This window comes from Pseudomonas sp. BF-R-24 (assembly GCF_019947335.1).
Taxonomy (GTDB): domain Bacteria; phylum Pseudomonadota; class Gammaproteobacteria; order Pseudomonadales; family Pseudomonadaceae; genus Aquipseudomonas; species Aquipseudomonas jessenii.
The window spans coordinates 1-20,313 of sequence record NZ_JAGYGG010000029.1 but is presented as its reverse complement, the minus strand read 5'-3'; the positions used below and the strand labels follow the sequence as shown (position 1 = coordinate 20,313).

At 58.2% G+C, this 20,313-nt stretch carries 21 protein-coding genes and 2 pseudogenes; 17 read left to right on the top strand and 6 right to left on the bottom strand.

The window, feature by feature from the left end; translation table 11 throughout:
• Positions 1 to 132 precede the first annotated feature (132 nt).
• On the top strand, positions 133 to 615 hold the full coding sequence (gene rraA / locus KGA98_RS20935) for a ribonuclease E activity regulator RraA (RefSeq protein ID WP_223503545.1): 483 nt from the start codon (positions 133 to 135) through the stop codon (positions 613 to 615).
• Here the strand turns inward: rraA and KGA98_RS20930 are convergent.
• Positions 608 to 1,546 (bottom strand): GntR family transcriptional regulator, encoded by a 939-nt coding sequence (locus KGA98_RS20930; protein ID WP_043302255.1) that lies wholly within the window; start codon positions 1,544 to 1,546, stop codon positions 608 to 610. The two genes, rraA and KGA98_RS20930, sit on opposite strands and share 8 nt — an antisense overlap.
• A gap of 228 nt (positions 1,547 to 1,774) precedes the next feature.
• Between KGA98_RS20930 and KGA98_RS20925 the strand changes: the two genes are divergently transcribed.
• From KGA98_RS20925 to KGA98_RS20905, 5 genes and pseudogenes are all read left to right on the top strand, one after another.
• Positions 1,775 to 2,434, top strand: a complete 660-nt coding sequence (locus KGA98_RS20925; RefSeq protein ID WP_150814833.1) for an aspartate/glutamate racemase family protein — start codon at positions 1,775 to 1,777, stop codon at positions 2,432 to 2,434.
• A gap of 28 nt (positions 2,435 to 2,462) precedes the next feature.
• Positions 2,463 to 3,251 carry a hydroxypyruvate isomerase family protein gene (locus KGA98_RS20920; RefSeq protein WP_223503543.1) on the top strand — a complete coding sequence of 263 codons (789 nt, stop codon included), beginning with the start codon at positions 2,463 to 2,465 and terminating at the stop codon, positions 3,249 to 3,251.
• 132 nt (positions 3,252 to 3,383) lie between these two features.
• Positions 3,384 to 4,127 (top strand): acetoacetyl-CoA reductase, encoded by a 744-nt coding sequence (gene phbB, locus KGA98_RS20915; protein ID WP_154862222.1) that lies wholly within the window; start codon positions 3,384 to 3,386, stop codon positions 4,125 to 4,127.
• Between the two features lie 118 nt (positions 4,128 to 4,245).
• Positions 4,246 to 5,583 (top strand): CitMHS family transporter, encoded by a 1,338-nt coding sequence (locus tag KGA98_RS20910; protein ID WP_150814835.1) that lies wholly within the window; start codon positions 4,246 to 4,248, stop codon positions 5,581 to 5,583.
• 114 nt (positions 5,584 to 5,697) lie between these two features.
• A pseudogene (locus KGA98_RS20905) lies at positions 5,698 to 5,794 on the top strand (DeoR/GlpR transcriptional regulator); the annotation flags it as partial.
• Here KGA98_RS20905 and KGA98_RS20900 read toward each other — a convergent pair.
• Positions 5,790 to 6,290: a GNAT family N-acetyltransferase gene (locus KGA98_RS20900; RefSeq protein WP_223503541.1), complete on the bottom strand. Its 501-nt coding sequence runs from the start codon at positions 6,288 to 6,290 to the stop codon at positions 5,790 to 5,792. The pseudogene KGA98_RS20905 and the gene KGA98_RS20900 overlap by 5 nt on opposite strands.
• A gap of 158 nt (positions 6,291 to 6,448) precedes the next feature.
• Between KGA98_RS20900 and KGA98_RS20895 the strand changes: the two genes are divergently transcribed.
• The 11 genes from KGA98_RS20895 (at position 6,449) to KGA98_RS20845 (ending at position 15,854) form a co-directional block, all read left to right on the top strand.
• Positions 6,449 to 6,796, top strand: coding sequence for a metalloregulator ArsR/SmtB family transcription factor (locus KGA98_RS20895; RefSeq protein ID WP_090454848.1), 348 nt, complete (start codon positions 6,449 to 6,451; stop codon positions 6,794 to 6,796).
• Between the two features lie 23 nt (positions 6,797 to 6,819).
• Positions 6,820 to 8,103 carry an arsenic transporter gene (locus KGA98_RS20890; RefSeq protein WP_218498394.1) on the top strand — a complete coding sequence of 428 codons (1,284 nt, stop codon included), beginning with the start codon at positions 6,820 to 6,822 and terminating at the stop codon, positions 8,101 to 8,103.
• 28 nt (positions 8,104 to 8,131) lie between these two features.
• Positions 8,132 to 8,602 carry an arsenate reductase ArsC gene (locus KGA98_RS20885; protein ID WP_090454846.1) on the top strand — a complete coding sequence of 157 codons (471 nt, stop codon included), beginning with the start codon at positions 8,132 to 8,134 and terminating at the stop codon, positions 8,600 to 8,602.
• An 11-nt stretch (positions 8,603 to 8,613) separates the two neighbouring features.
• Positions 8,614 to 9,309 carry an arsenical resistance protein ArsH gene (gene arsH, locus KGA98_RS20880; RefSeq protein WP_057715353.1) on the top strand — a complete coding sequence of 232 codons (696 nt, stop codon included), beginning with the start codon at positions 8,614 to 8,616 and terminating at the stop codon, positions 9,307 to 9,309.
• Positions 9,310 to 9,384: 75 nt separating this feature from the next.
• Positions 9,385 to 10,185, top strand: a complete 801-nt coding sequence (locus tag KGA98_RS28760; RefSeq protein ID WP_411736675.1) for a hypothetical protein — start codon at positions 9,385 to 9,387, stop codon at positions 10,183 to 10,185.
• Positions 10,186 to 10,644: 459 nt separating this feature from the next.
• Positions 10,645 to 11,421: an ABC transporter substrate-binding protein gene (locus tag KGA98_RS20870; RefSeq protein WP_057715356.1), complete on the top strand. Its 777-nt coding sequence runs from the start codon at positions 10,645 to 10,647 to the stop codon at positions 11,419 to 11,421.
• A 91-nt stretch (positions 11,422 to 11,512) separates the two neighbouring features.
• A complete protein-coding gene (locus KGA98_RS20865) occupies positions 11,513 to 12,202 on the top strand; it encodes an ABC transporter permease (RefSeq protein ID WP_057715357.1) in 690 nt (229 codons plus the stop codon).
• A 12-nt stretch (positions 12,203 to 12,214) separates the two neighbouring features.
• A complete protein-coding gene (locus KGA98_RS20860) occupies positions 12,215 to 12,913 on the top strand; it encodes an ABC transporter permease (RefSeq protein WP_090454843.1) in 699 nt (232 codons plus the stop codon).
• Between the two features lie 9 nt (positions 12,914 to 12,922).
• Entirely contained in the window at positions 12,923 to 14,035 is a 1,113-nt protein-coding gene (locus KGA98_RS20855) for a succinylglutamate desuccinylase/aspartoacylase family protein (protein WP_223503537.1), read from the top strand.
• Between the two features lie 18 nt (positions 14,036 to 14,053).
• Positions 14,054 to 14,818 carry an ABC transporter ATP-binding protein gene (locus KGA98_RS20850; protein ID WP_057715360.1) on the top strand — a complete coding sequence of 255 codons (765 nt, stop codon included), beginning with the start codon at positions 14,054 to 14,056 and terminating at the stop codon, positions 14,816 to 14,818.
• Between the two features lie 127 nt (positions 14,819 to 14,945).
• Entirely contained in the window at positions 14,946 to 15,854 is a 909-nt protein-coding gene (locus KGA98_RS20845) for a MurR/RpiR family transcriptional regulator (RefSeq protein ID WP_057715361.1), read from the top strand.
• Positions 15,855 to 15,911: 57 nt separating this feature from the next.
• Here the strand turns inward: KGA98_RS20845 and KGA98_RS20840 are convergent, their stop codons facing one another.
• From KGA98_RS20840 to KGA98_RS20825, 4 genes and pseudogenes are all read right to left on the bottom strand, one after another.
• Positions 15,912 to 17,321, bottom strand: coding sequence for an amino acid permease (locus KGA98_RS20840; RefSeq protein ID WP_223503535.1), 1,410 nt, complete (start codon positions 17,319 to 17,321; stop codon positions 15,912 to 15,914).
• Between the two features lie 85 nt (positions 17,322 to 17,406).
• Complete coding sequence (locus KGA98_RS20835; RefSeq protein WP_223503533.1) at positions 17,407 to 18,720, bottom strand: OprD family porin; 1,314 nt, start codon at positions 18,718 to 18,720, stop codon at positions 17,407 to 17,409.
• A gap of 99 nt (positions 18,721 to 18,819) precedes the next feature.
• Positions 18,820 to 20,070: a kynureninase gene (gene kynU, locus KGA98_RS20830; RefSeq protein WP_223503531.1), complete on the bottom strand. Its 1,251-nt coding sequence runs from the start codon at positions 20,068 to 20,070 to the stop codon at positions 18,820 to 18,822.
• Positions 20,071 to 20,193: 123 nt separating this feature from the next.
• Positions 20,194 to 20,313: pseudogene (locus tag KGA98_RS20825) on the bottom strand (IS110 family transposase); the annotation flags it as partial.

Genomic DNA, 20,313 nt, shown 5'->3' with positions numbered 1-20,313 from the left:
CGTTCGTCCTGACATTTTCTGGAGCAGTGTCGTTATCGCCTTCGACAGATTGCATTTTATTGCATGAATATTCAGTTTGTGCAATCTTTTCGCTCAACGGTCATCCATCAATCGAGCCAGGAGACTCACTCCATGACAGTTAAAACATCTGATTTGTGCGACCAGTACCCGGACACCGTTCGGGTTCTGGCCCCAGTGTTCAGGGACTTTGGCGGGAAAAATGATTTCGAGGGCCGTGCTTTCACCCTCAAATGCTTTGAGGACAATTCAAGGATCAAAGAAATAAGCAGTTTGCCGGGTCAAGGCAGAGTGTTGGTCGTGGATGGTGGGGGTAGTGATCGGTACGCACTGTTTGGCGATGTGATCGCTGAGGACTTGGTGAGGAACGGCTGGGCCGGCGTACTGATCTACGGTTATATCCGCGACAAGGCGGCTCTGCGCGACATGCCGATTGCCATTAAGGCAGTTGGCACATCACCGCGAAAGACCGTCAAACGCAACGAGGGTCAGATTGGTATAGCGGTGGAATTCGCCGGGCACACCATCGCAGATGGCGACCAGCTATACGGTGATGACGATGGGGTGGTGCTGCTGAACGAGTCGCGGCTTAGCTGACCACCGAGATCTCAAGGCTGCGCTGGTATTCCAGCTCATCCTTGGCCTCTTTGTCGGTTTTCTGCCGCCCGACGACATCGAGATGATTACGCAGGAACTCCGCAGCCGCCTCTCGCTGCCCACTTTCGATGAGATCCAGAAGATGGATGTGCTCTTTACATTGGTTGATCAAGCGAGGCCGGTCCACGTTGGCCTTGTAGGCCATGAATCGACGCAACTGGTTTTGCCGGCGGATAGCTTCAAGAAAAAAAGCGTTGCCCGAACAACGGACCACCAGTTCGTGAAGCTGTGCACCGATCTGAAACAACTGAGATCGCGACAGGTTGAAAATGTCTCCATCCAGCATTTTTTGCTGGGTCTCACGAGCTTTGGCAAACGCAGCCTTATCCACCTCGTAGCCAGGTTCGAGCACGGCAGCCGGTTCAATAGCCATACGAAAACGGTAGCTCTGAATATGGGCCTTGGAGTCATGCAGAAAACTATTGATCTCCCACCCCTGCCCAGGCTTGCGCTCAATCATCGCCTCATTGGCCAACCGGTTCAGGACCTTCATGAGTTGCCCTCTAGGCACCTCATATTTGCGCATCAACTCGGCTTCAAAAAAAGTCGTTGGGATGTCGCCGCGAAGAACGTCATCGACGACACGCAGATAGAAATCTTCAAAAGGGTCGACTTCCAAGGGGAGCTTACGACTGTCGATTCCTCGCGCGTCAGCCGTCAGGAAATAGCCCCGATTCGGTTCCTTGGTCGCGAGGCCCAACTCAGCCAACAAAGCGAAACCACGTCGAATCGGCGAACGGGAGACCCCCAACTCTTTGGCAAAAGACTCCTCGCGCAGCGGATCACCGGCGCGCATCGACCTGGCTCTCGCCATATCGATGATCTTGGGAGCCAACTGCTCCGCAAGGTCTTTTTTTATCTTGGGCTTCATTTTGGATTGTTCGCCCGCCAATGGTTGTGGAGGAGTCAATTCTGCTGAATTCATGGAAACCGGTTATCAGAGGAGGATGGATTCGATGCAAAGGCCTGGGGTGGAGCCATGACACCCAAATCCGGGACTTGAAAGAAAAATAACACACCTGATGCACATCAACACGCCACCGAAATGCCAAGGCTTCACCGTCCATCAACTTGATCTACTACAAACCAGGAATACGTCATGACTGCACCACGTATCTATTTGATTCATGCAACGCCGGTGGCAATCGCCCCCATCACTGAAGCTTTCACTCGGCTCTGGCCCGAGGCCAAGCTCGCAAATCTGTTGGAAGACTCGCTTTCCAGCGACTTGGCGGAAGCCGGTGAACTCACTCCAGCATTGAATGAACGTTTTTTGAAACTGGCTACCTATGCGGCGGAGTCAGGGGCTGATGCGATCTTGTTTACGTGTTCCGCTTTTGGTGACGCCATTGATCTGTGCAAGCGGTCGCTGAGCATCCCAGTGCTCAAACCGAACGAAGCCATGATCGAGGAGGCCATTCAACGCACCCAAAGGATCACTATCCTTGCGACCTTCAAACCAGCCATTACATCGATGACTGAGGAGTTTGAAAGCTATGCGCGGCAACTCGGCGTAGAGATTGAACTCGATACACGGGTCTGCCCTGAAGCGTTTGACGAACTGCGCATGGGAAATACAGATCGTCATGACGCTTTGATTGTTGATTCGGCTCGCGCGCCTACGAGCAGCGAACTGCTGTGTTTCGCGCAGTTTTCCATGACCAGCGCAGCGCAATTGGCAAGCCAAGCGAGCGGCCTTTCAGTGCTGACCACGCCAGATAGCGCAGTGTTGAAACTTCGTAACCTTTTGAACGCTTGATGCAGGTCGAAAAACCTCGGAGTAAGGCATGACCAGATTAAACGCACACATTGGATTCCAATTTACGGAATTGCCATTTCTAGAGCGGTTTGCTGCGGCCGCGAAATCAGGATTTCGAGCGGTCGAGTTCCCCTCGCCCTATGAATACGAAGCGACGCACATTGCGGAGCTTCTCAATGAGCATCAGCTGCAGATGGTGCAATTTGCCGCGCCATCAGGCTTAACAAAAGGCACCACTGGCATTTGTCGCTCAAAGCAGGATGTCCTGGCAGAAGTGAACCAAGCCGTTCAATACGCAAAGGTGCTCGACTGCAAAATGGTGCACCTGATGTCTGGTGTGTCGCTCGCTGAGCTTGGGGTGATTGCCGACAGCGGTATTTATCGACGTAACCTGAAGTACGCGGCCGAGTTCTTGTCTGGCGAAGGCATTGAACCCTTGATTGAAGTGATCAGCTCAACTGAGGTTCCGGGCTACCTAATGAGCCGCTTCGACTTTGCAGAGGAAATGCTGGAGGCCCTTCCCAACCTCGGCCTGATCTTGGATACCTACCACACGGAGCTTCTGGGCGAGGATTGTCTGCGAAAGCTAAATCAATGGTGGCCGCGCGTTAGTCATGTCCAAGTGGCCGACTTCCCGGGCCGGAATGAACCTGGTACTGGCAATATCGACTTTCCAAAACTGCTCTCCATGCTTGAAGACCATGCCTATCAAGGCTGGGTGGGATGCGAGTATCGCCCTCGCGCCTCCACGTTCGACGGGCTCGAAGACCTATGGAGGATCATGAAACCCAACCCGCATGAACATGACCGTTGGTAAGAAATCGTTTCTTTTTGGATAAATTGTACTGCGTTACCTTGCAAAACAATTTCGAGTGGGGTTTATTAGGGTCAGTAGCCCTTGAAGGTTGCACGCAATACTCCCCACAAAAAACACAAAAGGAGTTAACGCATGACCAAGAAGATCGCCTTTGTTACTGCTGGCATGGGAAACCTGGGCACAGCAGTTTGCCAGCGACTCGCCCGAGACGGATTTACCGTTGTCGCAGGATGCGGTCCCGATTCCCCATTGAAAGACACTTGGCTCGCTCAGCAAAAGGAGCTTGGCTTCAACTTCATCGCCTCTGAAGGAAGCGTTGCTGATTGGGACTCTTGCCGCCAAGCCTTTGAGCAGATCAAGAAAAATGTCGGGCCAGTCGATGTCCTGATCAACAATGCTGGCACCGCTCGCAACGTTGTCTTTCAGGAAATGCAGCCCAACGACTGGACAACCGTCATCGACACCAACCTCAACTCTCTGTTCAACGTAACCAAACAGGTTATCGATGGCATGACTGAAAGAGGCTGGGGACGCGTTATCAACATCTCCTCAGTCAACGCCCAACTGGGTCAAGTGGGTCAGGTCAACTACTCCACCGCCAAGTCTGCAATCCGGGGCTTCACCCGTGCTTTGGCACGAGAAGTGGGATCCCGTGGCGTCACGGTGAATACCGTATCCCCTGGTTACATTGCCACTCCCAAACTCAAGTCCGTTACTACCGCCGACATCATGGACCGCATCATCCAGGACATTCCGACTCGACGCCTTGGAACGCCTGAGGAAATCGCCGCCGTATGTGCCTGGCTTGCCTCCGATGAGGCTGGGTATGCGAACGGTGCTGACTTCTCGCTAAATGGTGGTCTTCACATGAGTTGATACTCGTGTGAGACTCAGCGGCAACCCGCTGGATCAGACCAAAATGCAGCGGGAACCTTGATGCGCTTTTTGCGCAGATCCCATAAAAACAATTGTACTTTACGTCAAGGTGATACAAATGCTCTCAATACTCGGCTACGGCATGATCGTGACCTTCATGGCACTGATCATGACCAAGCGGTTGTCACCGTTGGTAGCGATGACAATAGTCCCTATCGTATTCGCTCTGCTGGCGGGTTTTGGCCCGGACATGGGCGGCATGATGATCGAGGGTCTGAAAAAGGTAGCTCCAACCGCGGTCATGGTTATGTTCGCGATCCTCTACTTTGGCGTGATGTTCGATACCGGTCTGTTCGATCCGGTCATTCGTAAGTTCATCAAGCTGATCAATGGCGACCCGATGAAGGCCGTCGTGTTTGCAACACTGCTGGCAGGGATGGTATCGCTGGACGGCGACGGTTCCACAACGTACATGATTACCGTCACCGCGATGCTGCCTCTGTTCAAGCGCCTGCGACTCGAACCACTGTCACTCACCTGTGTAGTGATTCTTGCGGCGAGCGTCACCAATCTGTTGCCGTGGGGCGGTCCTCTGGCACGTGCTGCAGCGTCCTTGCAAGTCGATACTGCCGAGCTGTTTATCCCGCTTATCCCGGTTATGGTGGTGGGCTTCCTGGGTGTTCTTGCACTGGCTTACTTCATCGGTATTCGCGAGCGTCAACGCTTGGGCACGCTGCGCTTATCGCTGGGTGCTGCCGCCACCGTCTTTGAGGATGAGGCTGACGACGAAGGTCTGCCATCCATGTCAGACGAGAATGCCGAACTGCGTCGCCCAAAACTGTTCTGGCTGAACGCTGGCCTGACGATCGCCTTGATGGCCGGCCTGGTGGTGGAAATACTGCCACTGTCCATTTTGTTCATGGTCGCGTTCTCCATTGCGCTGGTGATCAACTACCCGCACATGAACGATCAGCGCCGTCGTATTTCCGCGCACGCTCCAACGGCTTTGAACCAGATCGCGATCTTCCTGGCAGCCGGCATCCTGGCAGGTATTCTGTCCGGTACGGGCATGGTCAATGCGATGTCAGCGAGCTTCCTGGCAATGTTACCGGCGACCTGGGGTCCGTACATGGCGCCAATCACCGCGTTGGCGAGTATTCCGGGCACCTTCTTCATGTCCAATGACGCCTTCTACTATGGTGTGCTGCCAGTGCTTGCCAAAGCTGCAGCGGCCTATGGCATCTCCGCGGCAGAAATTGGACGGGCTTCACTGGTGGGTCAACCGGTCCACTTGCTCAGCCCTCTCGTGGCCTCGACCTACCTGCTCTGTGGCTTGGCAGGTGTGGAATTCAGCGACCACCAGAAATACACAATGAAATGGGCGTTCGCGCTGAGCTTCCTGATCTTGCTCGCCTGTCTGCTGCTGGGATTGTTCCCTCTGGCAGTTGGTGTCTAAGGGAAAATCGAGAGCAAATAGCATCACCGCATCGAAACAATGAAAAATCCTGGAAACAGAAATGTTTTCGGGATTTTTTGTGTTCGCTCAATCAAGGATCACTTTGGAGCCCGAATGTTTAGCCAAAATGACATCGCCGCCGATATCGCCGCACCGATGATCCCTGAACAACGCCGTGAAATGATGCTGCGACAGTTGCGCAAGCATCATCTGATCGACAGGACGAATCGATCTTCGCCCCCTGTGTTGTTGCAGGAGAGTTGCTCAAGCTTGAATCCGCACCGATCCAGGACTTTTCTGGAGCCGGCGTTCTCCCTGAAGGCATACGCAACCAGTTGCGCAAGTCCCCAGCGTATCCGGGCCTCCTGGATCAGGTGCCTCAGCGCCCGTGTTGCCAGCCCCTGCCCGCACACGCGTTGATCGATCCGATAGCCGACTTCGGCAGAACCCGTCGATGAGTCGATGCTTTTCAGATTGGCTCGACCGACGATTCTCTGACTGGAATCCTCGATGACAAAGGGGTGCCAGGCGCCGATGGCGAAATCGGACAAATAGCTTTCGATATGATCGGCGACACCCTGCAACGAGTAAAAAGCAGGGGCGCGCGCATCGATATGGGATTCGAACCATTCACGGTTCTGGATTTCGAAAGCCAGCAACGCTTGAGCATCAGTCATTTTCAGCTCGCGTACGCTAAATGATTCCATTCACCGCCTCTCCTGTGCCTTGTGCCGAATGGGCTCGAGTCTATCTCATACCTGAACAACCTGGTCGGGCCGAGCCTTCCCTTCGCAAGCCCGAGCGGCTTGCACAACACATATGGAAAATCGTATATTCGAATAACCATATGTATCGAGCCACGCCAATGCTCAATCCTGCCGCCGTATTCAAATGTCTGTCCGACGAAACCCGCGCCCGGGCCACTTTGCTCATCACTCGTGAAGGCGAGTTATGCGTGTGTGAGCTGGTCTGCGCCCTGGACGACAGTCAGCCCAAAATTTCCCGCCACCTTGCCCAGCTTCGCGGCTGCGGCCTGCTTCTCGACCGCCGCCAGGGGCAGTGGGTGTATTACCGGCTCAATCCCGATCTGCCCGCGTGGGTTCGCGACGTTCTCGAGACAACCTTGCTGGCAAACGCCGACTGGCTTGCGGACGACAGCACTCGCCTTGCCGCGATGGGCGACCGTCCGCTCAACACTTCCGCCTGCTGCTGACCCTTCATTCATCGAGACTCCGCATGTTTACTGCGTTTATCATTTTCCTGCTCACCATGGTGTTGGTCATCTGGCAACCCAAGGGCCTGGGCGTCGGTTGGAGCGCCTCCCTGGGAGCCATCCTGGCCCTGCTGGCAGGCGTCGTGACGCTGGACGATATTCCACTGGTGTGGGCCATTGTCTGGAACGCCACCGCGACCTTCATCTCGCTCATCATCATCAGTCTGCTGCTCGATGAGGCCGGGTTTTTCCAGTGGGCGGCATTGCATGTGGCGCGCTGGGCCAAGGGTGACGGGCGGCGCCTGTTCGTCTTCACGATTCTGCTGGGGGCCGGCGTATCCGCGCTGTTTGCCAACGACGGTGCAGCCCTGATCCTGACCCCCATCGTTGTTTCAATACTGCTCGCACTGCGTTTTTCGCCAGCGTCTACCCTGGCGTTCGTCATGGCGGCCGGTTTCATTGCCGACACGGCGAGCCTGCCCCTGGTGGTGTCCAACCTCGTCAACATCGTTTCGGCCGACTACTTCGACCTGGGCTTCAGCGAGTACGCCGCCATCATGGTGCCGGTCAATTTCGTTGCCGTGGCGACCACGCTCGTGGTGCTGTACTGGTTTTTCCGGCGTGACATCCCCAGGCACTACTCTCTCGATGACGTGATGGACCCGCGACGCGCCGTGCGTGATCCCCTGACCTTCCGTGTCGGCTGGATTGTCCTGGCCCTGTTGCTGATCGGGCTGTTTGCACTGGAACCCTTGGGCATTCCCATCAGTGCCATTGCAGCGGTCTGTGCCGCGATGCTGTTCGCCGTGGCTGCACGTGGGCATGTGATTTCAACGCGACGGGTGCTGCGCGAGGCGCCCTGGCAGGTCGTGATCTTTTCGCTGGGCATGTACCTGGTGGTGTACGGGCTGAAAAACGCCGGACTGACCACCTACATGACCATGGCGCTGAACCACATGGCCGAATTCGGCATCTGGGGTGCCGCGCTGGGCACTGGCCTGCTCACGGCGTTGCTGTCATCGGCCATGAACAACATGCCCACGGTGCTGGTGGGTGCCCTGTCGATTCAGGCCAGTGACGCCACCGGTGTGGTGCGAGAAGCCATGATCTACGCCAATGTCATCGGTTCTGACCTCGGTCCCAAAATCACCCCCATCGGCAGTCTTGCCACCTTGCTCTGGCTGCATGTGCTGGAGCGCAAGGGCATCCGCATTACCTGGGGTTACTACTTCAAGGTCGGCGTGGTCCTGACGCTGCCGATTCTGTTCATCACCTTGTCTGCCCTGGCCCTGCGCCTGAGCGTTTAGCCCAGTGCGACTGCAAAGAGGAATCATCATGCGCGTTCTGTTTATGTGTACCGCCAATAGCTGTCGCAGCATCCTGTCCGAAGCCATGTTCAACCATCTCGCCCCGCAAGGTTTCGAGGCGATCAGTGCCGGCAGCTTCCCCAAGGGACAGGTGCTGCCCCGCAGCCTGAGCACGTTGCAAGAAGCCGGCATCGCCATCGACGGCTTGAGCAGCAAAGGCAATGAGGCTTTCGAAGCCAACCCGCCGGACATCGTCATCACGGTCTGCGACAAGGCCGCTGGTGAGGCGTGCCCCGTGTACTTCGGGCCGGCGTTGAAAGCTCATTGGGGCCTGGAAGACCCATCGGACATAAAGGGGGATGACGCGACGGTATCGGCGGCGTTCCACTCAACCCTGGCGCGCATCGAAACGCGCTGCCGGGCATTCCTCGACCTGCCTTTTGCACAACTCGACCGCGATGCGCTGAAGCGGGAACTCGACCGCATCGGCACGCTATGACCGGAGCCCCCATGACTCATCCCCTGCCCAATCTCGACACATCACTGACCCAGCCCATCGACAGTGGGCGCGACGACCAGCACAAACCGCGCATCCTGTTGCTATACGGTTCGACTCGTGCGCGGTCGTTCAGTCGCCTGCTGGTCGAGGAAGCAGCCCGGTTGCTCGAACACTTCGGCGCCGAGACACGGATCTTCAACCCGTCAGGCCTGCCGCTACCGGACGACGCGCCCTCCGATCACCCAAAAGTCCAGGAGCTGCTCGAACTGATGCAATGGTCCGAAGGACAGGTCTGGTGCTCGCCAGAGCGCCACGGCTCCATGTCTGCGGTGTTCAAGGCGCAAATCGACTGGGTGCCGTTGGCGTTGGGGGCCGTTCGCCCAACCCAAGGGAAAACCCTCGCGGTCATGCAAGTCTGCGGCGGTTCCCAGTCCTTCAATGTGGTGAATCAGCTTCGTGTACTGGGGCGCTGGATGCGCATGTTCACCATCCCCAATCAATCCTCCGTGCCCAAGGCTTTTCTGGAGTTTGACGACACCAATCGCATGAAACCCTCGTCGCTGTACGACAGGGTGGTGGACGTCATGGAGGAACTGGTGAAATTCACCCTGCTGCTACGGGATCGCCCCGATCTGGTTGACCGCTACTCGGAACGCAAAGAGTCCGCGCAGGAACTGAGTCAGCGCGTGAATCAGCGGTCGATCTGACTGTAGAAATGTTCGCCTTGGCTCGATAGCCGAAACAAGTCGCAAACCCCACGATGCTTCGGGGCTTGCGACTCTTTGCCGATACGTCCCTCAAGCTCCCGGGACGTTTTCTACGGTATGCCTGCCGTGTTCATTGCCGAACGTGCAGGTCTAGTTCTCTACCTCAACCGCGTCGAAATCCGGTTCGTCCGGGGCGTCCGCCACATCCTCTCGGGCGTCTTTCGCCTCAACTTTGGCAGCTTCTCTGGCTGCGTTCGCCTCGGCTTTGGCGGCGTCCCTGGCAGCATCCGCGGTAGCCCGGGCAGCATCCCTGGCGGCATCTGCTTCAGCCTTGGCGGCGTCCCTCGCTGCATCTGCAGTGGCCCGGGCAGCGTCCCTGGCTGCATCCGCTTCTGCGCGCGGTACGCCAGCCGCTCTTGCGGCATCCCGGGCGGCATCTGCTTCAGCCCTGGCGGCATCCCGTGCGGCATCGGCAGTGGCTTTTGCCGCATCACGGGCGGCATCCGCAGTCGCTCTGGCGGTGTCCCGGGCTGCATTGGCATCAGCTCTGGCTGCGTCCCTGGCTGCATCGGCGGCATCGTTGTCATGGGCATTGCCCGGGCCTTTGTTCCCGGCTACACCACCATGGTCAGCGTCGCCGCGCCCCGGACCTCCATGACCGTCACCGTCATGGCCTGCAGCACCATGATCGCCACCCTCTCCTCCATGGCCGCCGGCACCGTGACCGCCACCGCCGGAGCCACCGCCACCGCCGTGACCTCCACCGCCTCCACCGCTGCCGCCATCCTTGGCATACGCGCTGGAGAAACTACCGATGTAATCGGGCACCAGGACAGTCGAAGCCGACAGGACTCCGCCGATTGCCAGAGCCAATAAACATTTCTTGAGCAGCATGATGCACCTCCGCATGGAGTTGCGTACTCATCTCCGTATCGAACGCAATGTCCAGTGAGTTCCCGGCCGCCCGTTGGAGCAGCCGGCCAACCGGCACGGCCATCAATCTGCAGCATGAACGAGCTACTGCGGTATCCGCACGATCCCTGAAAGCCAGTTGGCATCGTTGCGTGGGAAACATTCCCATATTTTTTTGGATAAGTGCTTTCAGCCCGAGTTCAAAAAATGAGCATCAGGGCTTACCCATGGGTTGAGCAAAAACGTCTACCGGGCCCAATGGAGCATCGTCGCGATCAAAACTGATATGTTTATTTTCAGTTTATTTGCAAATAGAATTTTATTGTGTCATTTATAGCTTCGCCGATCACAGGACTGATCCACCACGCCAACCTGGATGGCGGGCACCCGTTTCCCCCAAATGCCTTCCAAGGAGTCAACAATATGAACAAGACAGAACTTCTAGGTGCTCTGGCGCTATGCGCTTTCAGCTTCCTGGCACATGCCGACGAAGACAGCCTGCGTATCGGTATCGAAGCCGCCTACCCACCCTTCTCCTTCAAGACACCGGAGGGCAACGTCAGCGGGTTCGATTACGACATCGGCAACGCCTTGTGCGAAGAAATGAAGGTCAAGTGCGAGTGGGTCATTCAGGAGTTCGACGGCATGATCCCGTCGCTCAAAGTGCGCAAGATCGATGCCGTGCTGTCGTCGATGTCAATCACCGAAGACCGGATGAAGTCCGTGGACTTCAGCAAAAAGTACTACCACACACCGGGCAAGTTCGCGATGAAGGCCGGCAACGTGATCAATGATCCTTTGGTGGACCTCAAGGGCAAGAAAGTCGGCGTGCAACGCTCCTCGACTTACGATCGTTTTGCCACCGAGCAACTGGAAAAAGCCGGCGTCGTCGTGGTGCGCTACTCCTCACAAAATGAAGCCTTTCTCGATCTTGCCTCGGGTCGTCTGGACGCCACCCTCGCCGACATCGTCAACACCGACGAAAGCTTTATCAAGACAGCGGCCGGCCAGGGTTTTGCGTTGACCGGGCCGGACATCAACGACCCGAAGTATTTTGGCCGTGGCGCCGGGATCGCCGTGCGCAAAGGCGACAGTGCCAACGTTGCGCGCCTGAGTGCCGCGATCGACGCCATTCGCGCCAATGGCAAGTACCAGCAAGTGATGGCCAGGTACTTCGCGTTCGATATCTACGGCGAGTAAGCCTTACCCATAGCCCCGGTGCCGGCCTATTGCAGGCGCCGATTCGGGCTTGTCTTGCGCGCCTCGCGGCGCTCGCTTGAGGAACTTCATCATGCTTCACGGCTACGGATCGAGCATTCTCGATGGCGCCTGGCTGACCATAAACCTGGCCCTGACTTCCATGTCCCTGGCGATTGCCCTGGGCCTGGTCGGCGCGGCCTTTCGCCTGTCACCGCTCAAATGGCTGGCCCTGCTCGGGGAAAGTTACACCACCCTGATTCGCGGCATTCCAGACCTGGTGCTGATCCTGCTGATCTTCTACGGCGGCCAGGATCTGGTGAACCGCATTGCCCTGGCGCTCGGTTACACCCGCTACATCGACATCAACCCCTTTATCGCCGGCGTCTGCACCATGGGCTTCATTTTTGGCGCCTACCTCTCGGAAACCTTTCGCGGCGCCTTCATGGCAATCCCCAAAGGTCAGGCCGAAGCCGGCGTGGCCTATGGCATGGGCGGTGCGCAGGTGTTCTGGCGAATTCTGGTACCGCAGATGATTCGTTTCGCCATTCCCGGGTTCACCAACAATTGGCTGGTACTGACCAAATCCACCGCGCTGATTTCGGTGATCGGCTTGCAGGACATGATGTTCAAAGCCAAGAACGCAGCGGATGCCACACACGAGCCATTCACGTTTTTCCTCGCGGTGGCGGCGCTGTATCTGATGCTCACCAGCCTGTCATTGCTGGTGCTGCGCTATCTGGAAAAACACTACTCGGTCGGCATCAAAGCCGCCGAATTGTGAGGGGAGCCGCCCATGATTCTCGACTACAACCTGATTTGGGAAAACCTGCCGCTGTACTTCAATGGCGCCTTGTTGACCCTCAAAGTCCTGCTTATTTCCCTGGCCCTGGGCTTGGTATTGGCTATTCCACTGGCGTTGATGCGGGTGTCGCGATCACCGCTGATCAACTTCCCGGCCTGGCTCTATACCTACGTGATTCGCGGCACGCCGATGCTGGTGCAATTGTTCCTGATCTATTACGGCCTGGCGCAGTTCGAAGCAGTGCGCCAAAGCGTGCTCTGGCCTTACCTCTCCAGCGCCACCTTTTGCGCCTGCCTGGCCTTCGCGATCAACACCAGCGCCTATAGCGCAGAGCTGCTGGCCGGCAGTTTGAAATCCACCCCCCATGGCGAGATCGAAGCCGCCAGGGCCATGGGCATGTCACGCCTGACCCTGTATCGCCGCATTCTCATGCCGTCGGCCTTGCGCCGGGCATTGCCGCAGTACAGCAACGAGGTGCTGATGATGCTGCAAACCACCAGCCTGGCCTCCATCGTCACCCTCGTCGACATCACCGGGGCCGCGCGTACTGTCAGCTCACGGTTCTATCTACCGTTCGAGGCGTTTATCACCGCCGGCCTTTTCTACCTCGCCCTGACCTTCATTCTGGTGCGCCTGTTCAAGCTGGCCGAGCGCCATTGGCTGGCGTATCTGGCACCGCGCAAGCACTAAGGAGCTGCTATGGAGCACATTCAATACCTGTTGCCGTGGAGTGCCTCGGGCACCGAACGAACACTGTCACTGTTTCGTTTTGGCAGTGGAGCACGCAAAGCGTACATCCAGGCGTCATTGCATGCCGACGAATTGCCAGGGATGCGCGTCGCCGTCGAGCTCAAGCGCCGTCTTCTGGAACTGGAAACACAAGGCCGCCTGACCGGGGTGATCGAGTTGGTGCCAATGGCCAATCCGATCGGTATCGCCCAGATGTTCCAGGCCACCCATCAGGGGCGCTTCGAGTTCTCCAGCGGCAAGAACTTCAATCGCGACTTCCCGGAGTTGGTCGATGCCGTTGCACCGCTGCTGGAAGGCCGATTGGGAAGCGATGCCGACGCCAACATCGCACTCATCCGCCGCGCCATGGGCGATGCCCTCGCCGCCATGCCGGCACCGACCTCGGAACTCGACGGCCTGCGCCGCCTGTTGCTGCAGCATGCCTGCGACGCCGATGTGGTGCTGGACCTGCACTGCGATTTCGAATCGATCATGTTGTTGTATGCGATGCCGCAAAACTGGCCACGCCTGCAGTCATTGGCCGCTCGCCTCGGTGCCGGGGTCACGTTATTGGCCGAGGATGCGGGCGGCAGCGCCTTCGACGAAGCCTGCGCCATTGCATGGCTACGCCTGGCCGAGCTGTTTCCCCAAGCCAGCATTCCCCTGGCGTGCGTGGCCACCACCATCGAACTGCGTGGCATGGCAGACACCGAACGCGAGCAATGCGTCGACAGTGCACAAGCCATTCTCGGGTATCTCGCCGAACAAGGCCTGATCAGCGGTGACTGGCCAGCGGCACCGCCGAGCCATTGCCAGGCCGTGCCATTCGCCGGCGCGCAGTACGCCTGTGCGCCCCATCCCGGTGTGGTGAGTTTTCTGCAACCGCTGGGCGCGCAGGTCAAGGTCGGCGATCCGCTGTTCGAGGTCATCGACCCGCTGACCGACCGCCATAGCGTGGTGAGCGCCAGCACCGACGGCATTCTCTATGCCCGCGAACGGCTGCGCTTTGCCCAGCCTGGATTGTGGCTGGCCAAAGTTGCCGGTTCTACCCCCATTCGCCAGGGTCGCTTGCTCAGCGACTGATTCCAGAGAGTTCAAACCATGTACAAACTTGAAGTTCAGGACCTGCATAAAAGTTACGGCGCGCACCAGGTGCTCAACGGCGTGTCCCTGCAAGCACAAGCCGGTGACGTGATCAGTATCATCGGCTCCAGCGGCTCTGGCAAAAGTACGTTCCTGCGCTGCATCAACCTGTTGGAGCAACCCAATGCGGGCAATATCGTGCTCAATGGCGAACCGCTCAAGCTGGTGGCCAACAAGCTTGGCGGGCTGAAGGCGGCCGAACCCAGGCAGTTGCAACGCATGCGTTCGCAGCTATCGATGGTATTTCAACACTTCAACCTCTGGTCACACATGAGCGCTCTGGAAAACGTCATGGAAGCCCCGGTGCATGTGCTGGGCCTGGGCAAGAAAGAGGCACGGGAAAAGGCCGAGCACTACCTGAACAAAGTTGGTGTAGCGCACCGCATGAACGCCTGGCCGGCGCATATGTCCGGTGGCGAGCAGCAGCGCGTGGCCATTGCCCGCGCACTGGCGATGGAACCGCAAGTGATGCTGTTTGATGAGCCGACTTCGGCGCTCGACCCCGAACTGGTCGGCGAAGTGCTTAAAGTCATGCAGGATCTGGCGCAGGAAGGCCGCACCATGGTGGTGGTGACTCACGAAATGGGCTTTGCCCGCGAGGTTTCGAACCAACTGGTGTTCCTGCACAAGGGCGTTGTCGAAGAGCGCGGCGACCCGCGCGAAGTGCTGGTCAACCCGCAGTCCGAACGCCTCCGGCAGTTTCTGGCCGGGAGCTTGAAGTAAGACCGCCGCCTACCCATCGACTGCTCGGCGCTGCCCTGACAAGGTTGGCTTCGGATACACTCCAGCCAACCTTGTCAGGGCATCAGGCACAGCCCTTCTCTCACCTTCAGGAAATGTTGAGCCGGATATGCCCACCCCATCGAAAGACACCACAGTCTATGCCGCGCCGGTCATGCGCAAACTGACGGAAATCGTTTCCGAACTGCCGCCGTCATTGCGCAAGGTCGCGGACTTTATCCTGCGTCACCCGCTCAAAGCCGCGACGCTGACCATCGAGGAGATGGCTCACGAAACATTGACCTCACCCGCCGCCGTCAACCGCCTGGCCAAAGCACTGGACCTCGGTGGCTACAGCGGCATGAAGGCCGAACTGGTCGCAACGTTGCAGCAGATGGTGTCGCCGGTCGACAAACTGCGCAACGAACTTGCCCATCGCCCGGGCGGCGCGTTTGGTCTGCATGAGCAACTCCAGAGCGCCAGCAGCAACCTGGCCACCGCGGCGAGCAACAACCACGCCGACACCTTTGAAGCCTTCGTCACTCGCCTGACCAAAGCGCGCAAAATCTACATCCTGGGCTTTGGCAACAGTGTCTACTTCGCCGGTCTCGCCGCCTCGACCCTGATGCCCTTTTGCGCGGACGCCACTGCCATCAGCATGGAGGGCGGTAACGAAAACGCCGCTTACCGTCTGGCCGCCATCACCGACCAGGACGTGCTGCTGGCGATCTCCCTGCCACGCTACTCCCTCGACACCCTGCAACTGGCACGCTTCGCCAATGAACGTGGCGCATCAGTGCTGGCAATTACCGACTCACCCGCCTCGCCGCTCACCGGCATTGCCGAGCACACGCTGTTTGCGCCTTGCGATCACCCGGTGCTGACCAGTTCCAACATCGCCGTACTGGCCTTGATCGAAGGCTTGGTCGCCGGCGTGATGGCACGCAATAAAGAAGCGGTCAAACTGGCAACCGAACTGACTGAAAGCGTGATGTCGTACCTGCACATCCCTGCCAGCGGTAAACCAGCGAAAAAGTGAGCGATGGAAATCCAGCGCCCGCTTCTTGCTGATTGCCGCCCCGGCACGCCCTTCAGGCTATGGCTTGGGCTGCGCACTCAGCACCGCAACGGCCCTGGTTTTCCTGAAGAAAACACCGTAGACAATCGACAGCACCAGCAGGAACGGCACACCGAATACCAGGGTCATCTTGAAGGCTTCAGTGAAGTACGTCGTGATCATCACGGCCCCCATCAGTACCAGCCCCAGCAATGTGCTGTAGGGAAACAGGCGCATGCGGAACGACAGTTTGCGGTTGCCATTGCGTTCGTGAAAACGACGGAAACAGAAGTGCGTCAGGAAGATCATGAACCAGGTAAAGATCGCGCCGAACATCGAGATCGCCATCATCAGGGTGAACGAACTTTCCGGGTACAGGATGTTGAGCAAGGTCGCCAGGGCGATTCCTGAACTGGAGAGCAACAGCGCGTTCAGCGGGATCCCGGTCTTGCTCAACACCCCCATGGATTTTGGCGCGTAGCCGGCACGGGACAGGCTGAACATCATGCGCGTGGTGATGTACAACTGGCTGTTCATGGCTGACAACGCCGCAATCAGGATCACGAAATTCATCACGCCAGTGGCGCCGGGAATGCCGATGGCTTGCATCACCGTGACGAACGGACTCTGGGCATGGCCAGCCTGGACCCAAGGCACGATCGCCAGCATCAACGCCAGGGTCAGCAGGTAGAACACCACCAGGCGCACGATAGTCCCGCGAAAGGCTTTCTTCACCGCTTGCTCCGGGTCTTTTGCCTCACCGGCAGCCACCGCGATCATCTCCACGCTCAGGTAGCTGAAGATCGACACGATCACCGCTATCCACATCCCTTGCAGACCATTGGGAAAGAAGCCGCCGTGAGCGGTGTAATTGTGCACGCCGTATTCCGGATTGCCGGAACCGAACACCACGTACACCGCCAGGATGATGAAGCCGACAATCGCGCCGATCTTGATGGTCGAGAACCAGTACTCGAAGGTGCCGAAAGTCTTCACGCTGATGGCATTGAGCACGATCAGCACGCTGGAGAACGAGACGATCCATATCCACTCCGGCACGTTGGCAAACCAGTACTTCATGTACATCGCCACCGCCGTCACTTCCGTGCCCACCGCGAGCACAATCGCCGCCCAGTAGGCATAACGCACCAGGAACCCGGCCAGCGGGCTGACATAAAATTCGGCGTAGGCGCCGAACGAACCCGAGGTCGAATGGGCCACGGTCATTTCCGCCAGGCAGCCCATCAGCAGCAACGTGATGATTGCGCCAATGGCATAGCTGAGCAATACGCTCGGCCCGGCATAACCGATGGCATAGGCGCTGCCCATGAACAGCCCGGTGCCGATTGCACCGCCAATGGCGATCATGCTCATCTGCCCCGACGTCAGCTGACGCCGCAGGCCGTGTTCACGGTTGGATATCGTTTCGAAACCGGAGTTATCGGTCATTTTTATGTCCTCTGGATTTTGTCTTTCTTGAAGAGCACGTCGTGGGTTTAACGGTGGGGATCAGCCACACACAGCAGGACACGGATCAGAAAATACTCAGTGGATACTCGATGATCACCCGGACTTCGTTGTTGTCCGTGGTGTCGGCGCGGGCGACCTGCGCGGTGGAACGCACACTGGCCTGACGCACGCGGATTGAAAGATCTCGGGCCTTGCCCGACTGCACGACGTAGCGCGCCTCGATGTCGCGCTCCCAGCGCTTGCCGTCATCGCCGTAACGTCCGTAGGCGCCATTGGGGCCGCCGTCGTATTGGCTGTCATCGATGTGGTCGCCACTGACGTAACGCGACATGAAGCTCAGGCCCGGCACGCCGAAAGGTGCCATGTCCAGGTCGTAACGCAGTTGCCAGGACCGTTCGTTGGGGGCGTTGAAGTCGAGGACCTGAATCGAGTTGGCGAGGATAATCGAGGTGCCCGGTTGCCGATCGAACCCCAGGTAATCGAACGGCTCATCGCCATCGACCCGCTGGTACGCCAGGGTCACTCGATGGGCGCCGAACCTGTACGCGGTGGACAGCGACCAGGTGGTGTTGTCGATCTTGCCGGCCAGGCTCTGGCCGCTGTCGTTGGTGCGATAGAGATTGAAATCCAGGTTCAGCGACTGGCCTTCACCAAAGGCATAGGTGTAGTTGGCGTTGCCGTAGTACTGGCGCCAGATGTCGGTGAACTGCGAGCCGTAGAGGCTGACACTCAGTTGATCGCTCAGGGCGTAACTGCCGCCCAGATAATCGACGCTGCGGGTTTCCACGCCGGCGTACAGCGCTTTGAGCGCGCCATCGGCATTGGTCGAATTGCTGTCGTTACCGGCTGTGAAGTGACCGATGTCCAGTTGCAACGCCTTGAGTTCATTGCTGGTCAGCTGAAAGCCGGTGGCAACACTGGTAAACAATCGCGCATTGCCGGTGCCGAACACCGGGTTGAGCGGTGTCAGGTTGCCGTACTTGAGCTCGGTCTGCGAAATCCGCGCCTTCACCGCACCGCCCGCTTCGGAGTACTCATCCTCGGGACGACCATCGGAGTCGACCGGCAACAAACCCGTGCCCGTGCGTCCCTTGCCACTGTCGAGCTTGAGGCCCAACTGCGCATAGGCATCGACGCCGAACCCCACCGTTCCCTGGGTGTAGCCGGAGCGGTAATCGAGCATGATCCCGTGGGCCCACTCGTCCCGATAGTTCTGCCCGCCCGGGTTGTTGAGGTTATTGCGGTAAAAATAGAAGTTACGGTTGGTCAGGGTCAGGTTACTGTCTTCGACAAATCCGTTGTCAGAGGCAGCACAGGCCATTTGGCCAAGGCAACTGGAGATGGCGAGCGGCAAGGCAGGCCAGAGGGACAGTTTCATTCTGCGTGCTCCTTATTATTGTGATTGCAGAACTGGTTATTGGACGACCGAAACCCTGCCGCGTGGAAAATCCCGCAGCAGGACACGGACATCGGGGGTTCAGGTCACGCTGTGGCGAACCTGGAATTGCGCTTGCGACCAGGTGTTCCGGTCGAGGATCTCGCCGAGGATCTGTACCGCATCCCAGACTTCGGTGAAGGTCGTGTACAGCGGGGTGAAACCGAAACGCATGATGCGCGGCTCGCGGTAGTCACCTATCACGCCCCGCTCGATCAGGGCCTGGATTACCGCATAACCTTCGGGGTGTTCGAAGCTGACGTGGCTGCCACGTTTGGCGTGCTCACGGGGCGTGATCAACTTCAGCTCGTGCGCCGCGCAACGCTGCTCGACCAATTCGATGAACAAGTCCGTCAGGGCCAGGGATTTGCGGCGCAAGCTGGCCATGTCGGTCTGGGCGAACACATCCAGGCCACACTCGACCATCGCCAATGAGGTAATCGGTTGGGTGCCGCACAGGTAACGCGCGATGCCGCTGCTCGGTTCGTAATGCGACTCCATGGCGAACTGCCGCGAATGGCCGAACCAACCGGACAAGGGTTGTGGCACCAGATCGCACAACTGCGGCGAAACCCAGACAAAGGCCTGGGAGCCCGGCCCGCCATTGAGGTATTTGTAGGTGCAGCCGATGGCGTAATCGGCACCCGCCTGGTGCAGGTCGACCGGCACCGCGCCAGCGGAATGGGCCAGGTCCCAGATGGCCAGCGCGCCACATTCGTGGGTCAGCGCGGTCAGGGCCTGCATGTCGTGCATGTAGCCGCTCTTGTAGTTGACGTGGGTGAGCATGACCACTGCCGTGTCCTGGTCAATGGCTTGCGGCAACGCTTGCGGACTGTCGACCAGACGCAGGGTGTAACCCTGTTGCAGCATCTGCGCCAGGCCTTCGGCGATGTACAGGTCGGTGGGGAAGTTGCTCGATTCGCTGACGATCACTCGCCGCTGCGGCGACCTTGTAGCCTGTACGCGCAAGGCAGCGCTCAGCACCTTGAACAGGTTGATCGAGGTGGTATCGGTCACCACGACTTCACCCTCCCCCGCGCCGATCAAACCGGCCAGGCGATTGCCCAATCGCTCGGACAGCTCGCGCCAGCCTGCGCTGTTCCAGCTGCGGATCAAGCCATTGCCCCATTCCTCGGCAACCACCGCTTGCGCACGAGCCAATGCAGCGACCGGCCGCGCACCCAGGGAATTGCCATCGAGATAGATAATCCCTTCGGGGAGCGCAAATTGCTGGCGCAGGGGCGCCAGCGCGTCCTGGGCATCAAGCGCCAGGCAACTGTTTCTTGTCGTCATCGGGTGTCCTGTTTTTTGTTATGCGACGCCATCCGGGCAGGTTGCATCAGCCGGTTCAGGCGCCCTGAATAAAGGCAATTCATCTGATACTGATCAGTTAACACTCAAAACCTGTGGGAGATTCTATGTTGCAGGGGAACCCTGCAACTTCAAATTCGGCTGGTATTCGCTCTGGTTTTTCATGAGGGCGAATGCCACTCGGCAAAGCTTGCGGGCAAGAATGACCAAGGCCTGAGTTCTGGC

Bases quoted from the DNA above. Each gene is read 5' to 3' on its own strand.
- rraA (WP_223503545.1), top strand. From the start codon at position 133: ATGACAGTTAAAACATCTGATTTGTGCGACCAGTACCCGGACACCGTT.
- KGA98_RS20930 (WP_043302255.1), bottom strand. From the start codon at position 1,546: ATGAAGCCCAAGATAAAAAAAGACCTTGCGGAGCAGTTGGCTCCCAAG.
- KGA98_RS20925 (WP_150814833.1), top strand. From the start codon at position 1,775: ATGACTGCACCACGTATCTATTTGATTCATGCAACGCCGGTGGCAATC.
- KGA98_RS20920 (WP_223503543.1), top strand. From the start codon at position 2,463: ATGACCAGATTAAACGCACACATTGGATTCCAATTTACGGAATTGCCA.
- phbB (WP_154862222.1), top strand. From the start codon at position 3,384: ATGACCAAGAAGATCGCCTTTGTTACTGCTGGCATGGGAAACCTGGGC.
- KGA98_RS20910 (WP_150814835.1), top strand. From the start codon at position 4,246: ATGCTCTCAATACTCGGCTACGGCATGATCGTGACCTTCATGGCACTG.
- KGA98_RS20900 (WP_223503541.1), bottom strand. From the start codon at position 6,290: ATGGAATCATTTAGCGTACGCGAGCTGAAAATGACTGATGCTCAAGCG.
- KGA98_RS20895 (WP_090454848.1), top strand. From the start codon at position 6,449: ATGCTCAATCCTGCCGCCGTATTCAAATGTCTGTCCGACGAAACCCGC.
- KGA98_RS20890 (WP_218498394.1), top strand. From the start codon at position 6,820: ATGTTTACTGCGTTTATCATTTTCCTGCTCACCATGGTGTTGGTCATC.
- KGA98_RS20885 (WP_090454846.1), top strand. From the start codon at position 8,132: ATGCGCGTTCTGTTTATGTGTACCGCCAATAGCTGTCGCAGCATCCTG.
- arsH (WP_057715353.1), top strand. From the start codon at position 8,614: ATGACTCATCCCCTGCCCAATCTCGACACATCACTGACCCAGCCCATC.
- KGA98_RS20870 (WP_057715356.1), top strand. From the start codon at position 10,645: ATGAACAAGACAGAACTTCTAGGTGCTCTGGCGCTATGCGCTTTCAGC.
- KGA98_RS20865 (WP_057715357.1), top strand. From the start codon at position 11,513: ATGCTTCACGGCTACGGATCGAGCATTCTCGATGGCGCCTGGCTGACC.
- KGA98_RS20860 (WP_090454843.1), top strand. From the start codon at position 12,215: ATGATTCTCGACTACAACCTGATTTGGGAAAACCTGCCGCTGTACTTC.
- KGA98_RS20855 (WP_223503537.1), top strand. From the start codon at position 12,923: ATGGAGCACATTCAATACCTGTTGCCGTGGAGTGCCTCGGGCACCGAA.
- KGA98_RS20850 (WP_057715360.1), top strand. From the start codon at position 14,054: ATGTACAAACTTGAAGTTCAGGACCTGCATAAAAGTTACGGCGCGCAC.
- KGA98_RS20845 (WP_057715361.1), top strand. From the start codon at position 14,946: ATGCCCACCCCATCGAAAGACACCACAGTCTATGCCGCGCCGGTCATG.
- KGA98_RS20840 (WP_223503535.1), bottom strand. From the start codon at position 17,321: ATGACCGATAACTCCGGTTTCGAAACGATATCCAACCGTGAACACGGC.
- KGA98_RS20835 (WP_223503533.1), bottom strand. From the start codon at position 18,720: ATGAAACTGTCCCTCTGGCCTGCCTTGCCGCTCGCCATCTCCAGTTGC.
- kynU (WP_223503531.1), bottom strand. From the start codon at position 20,070: ATGACGACAAGAAACAGTTGCCTGGCGCTTGATGCCCAGGACGCGCTG.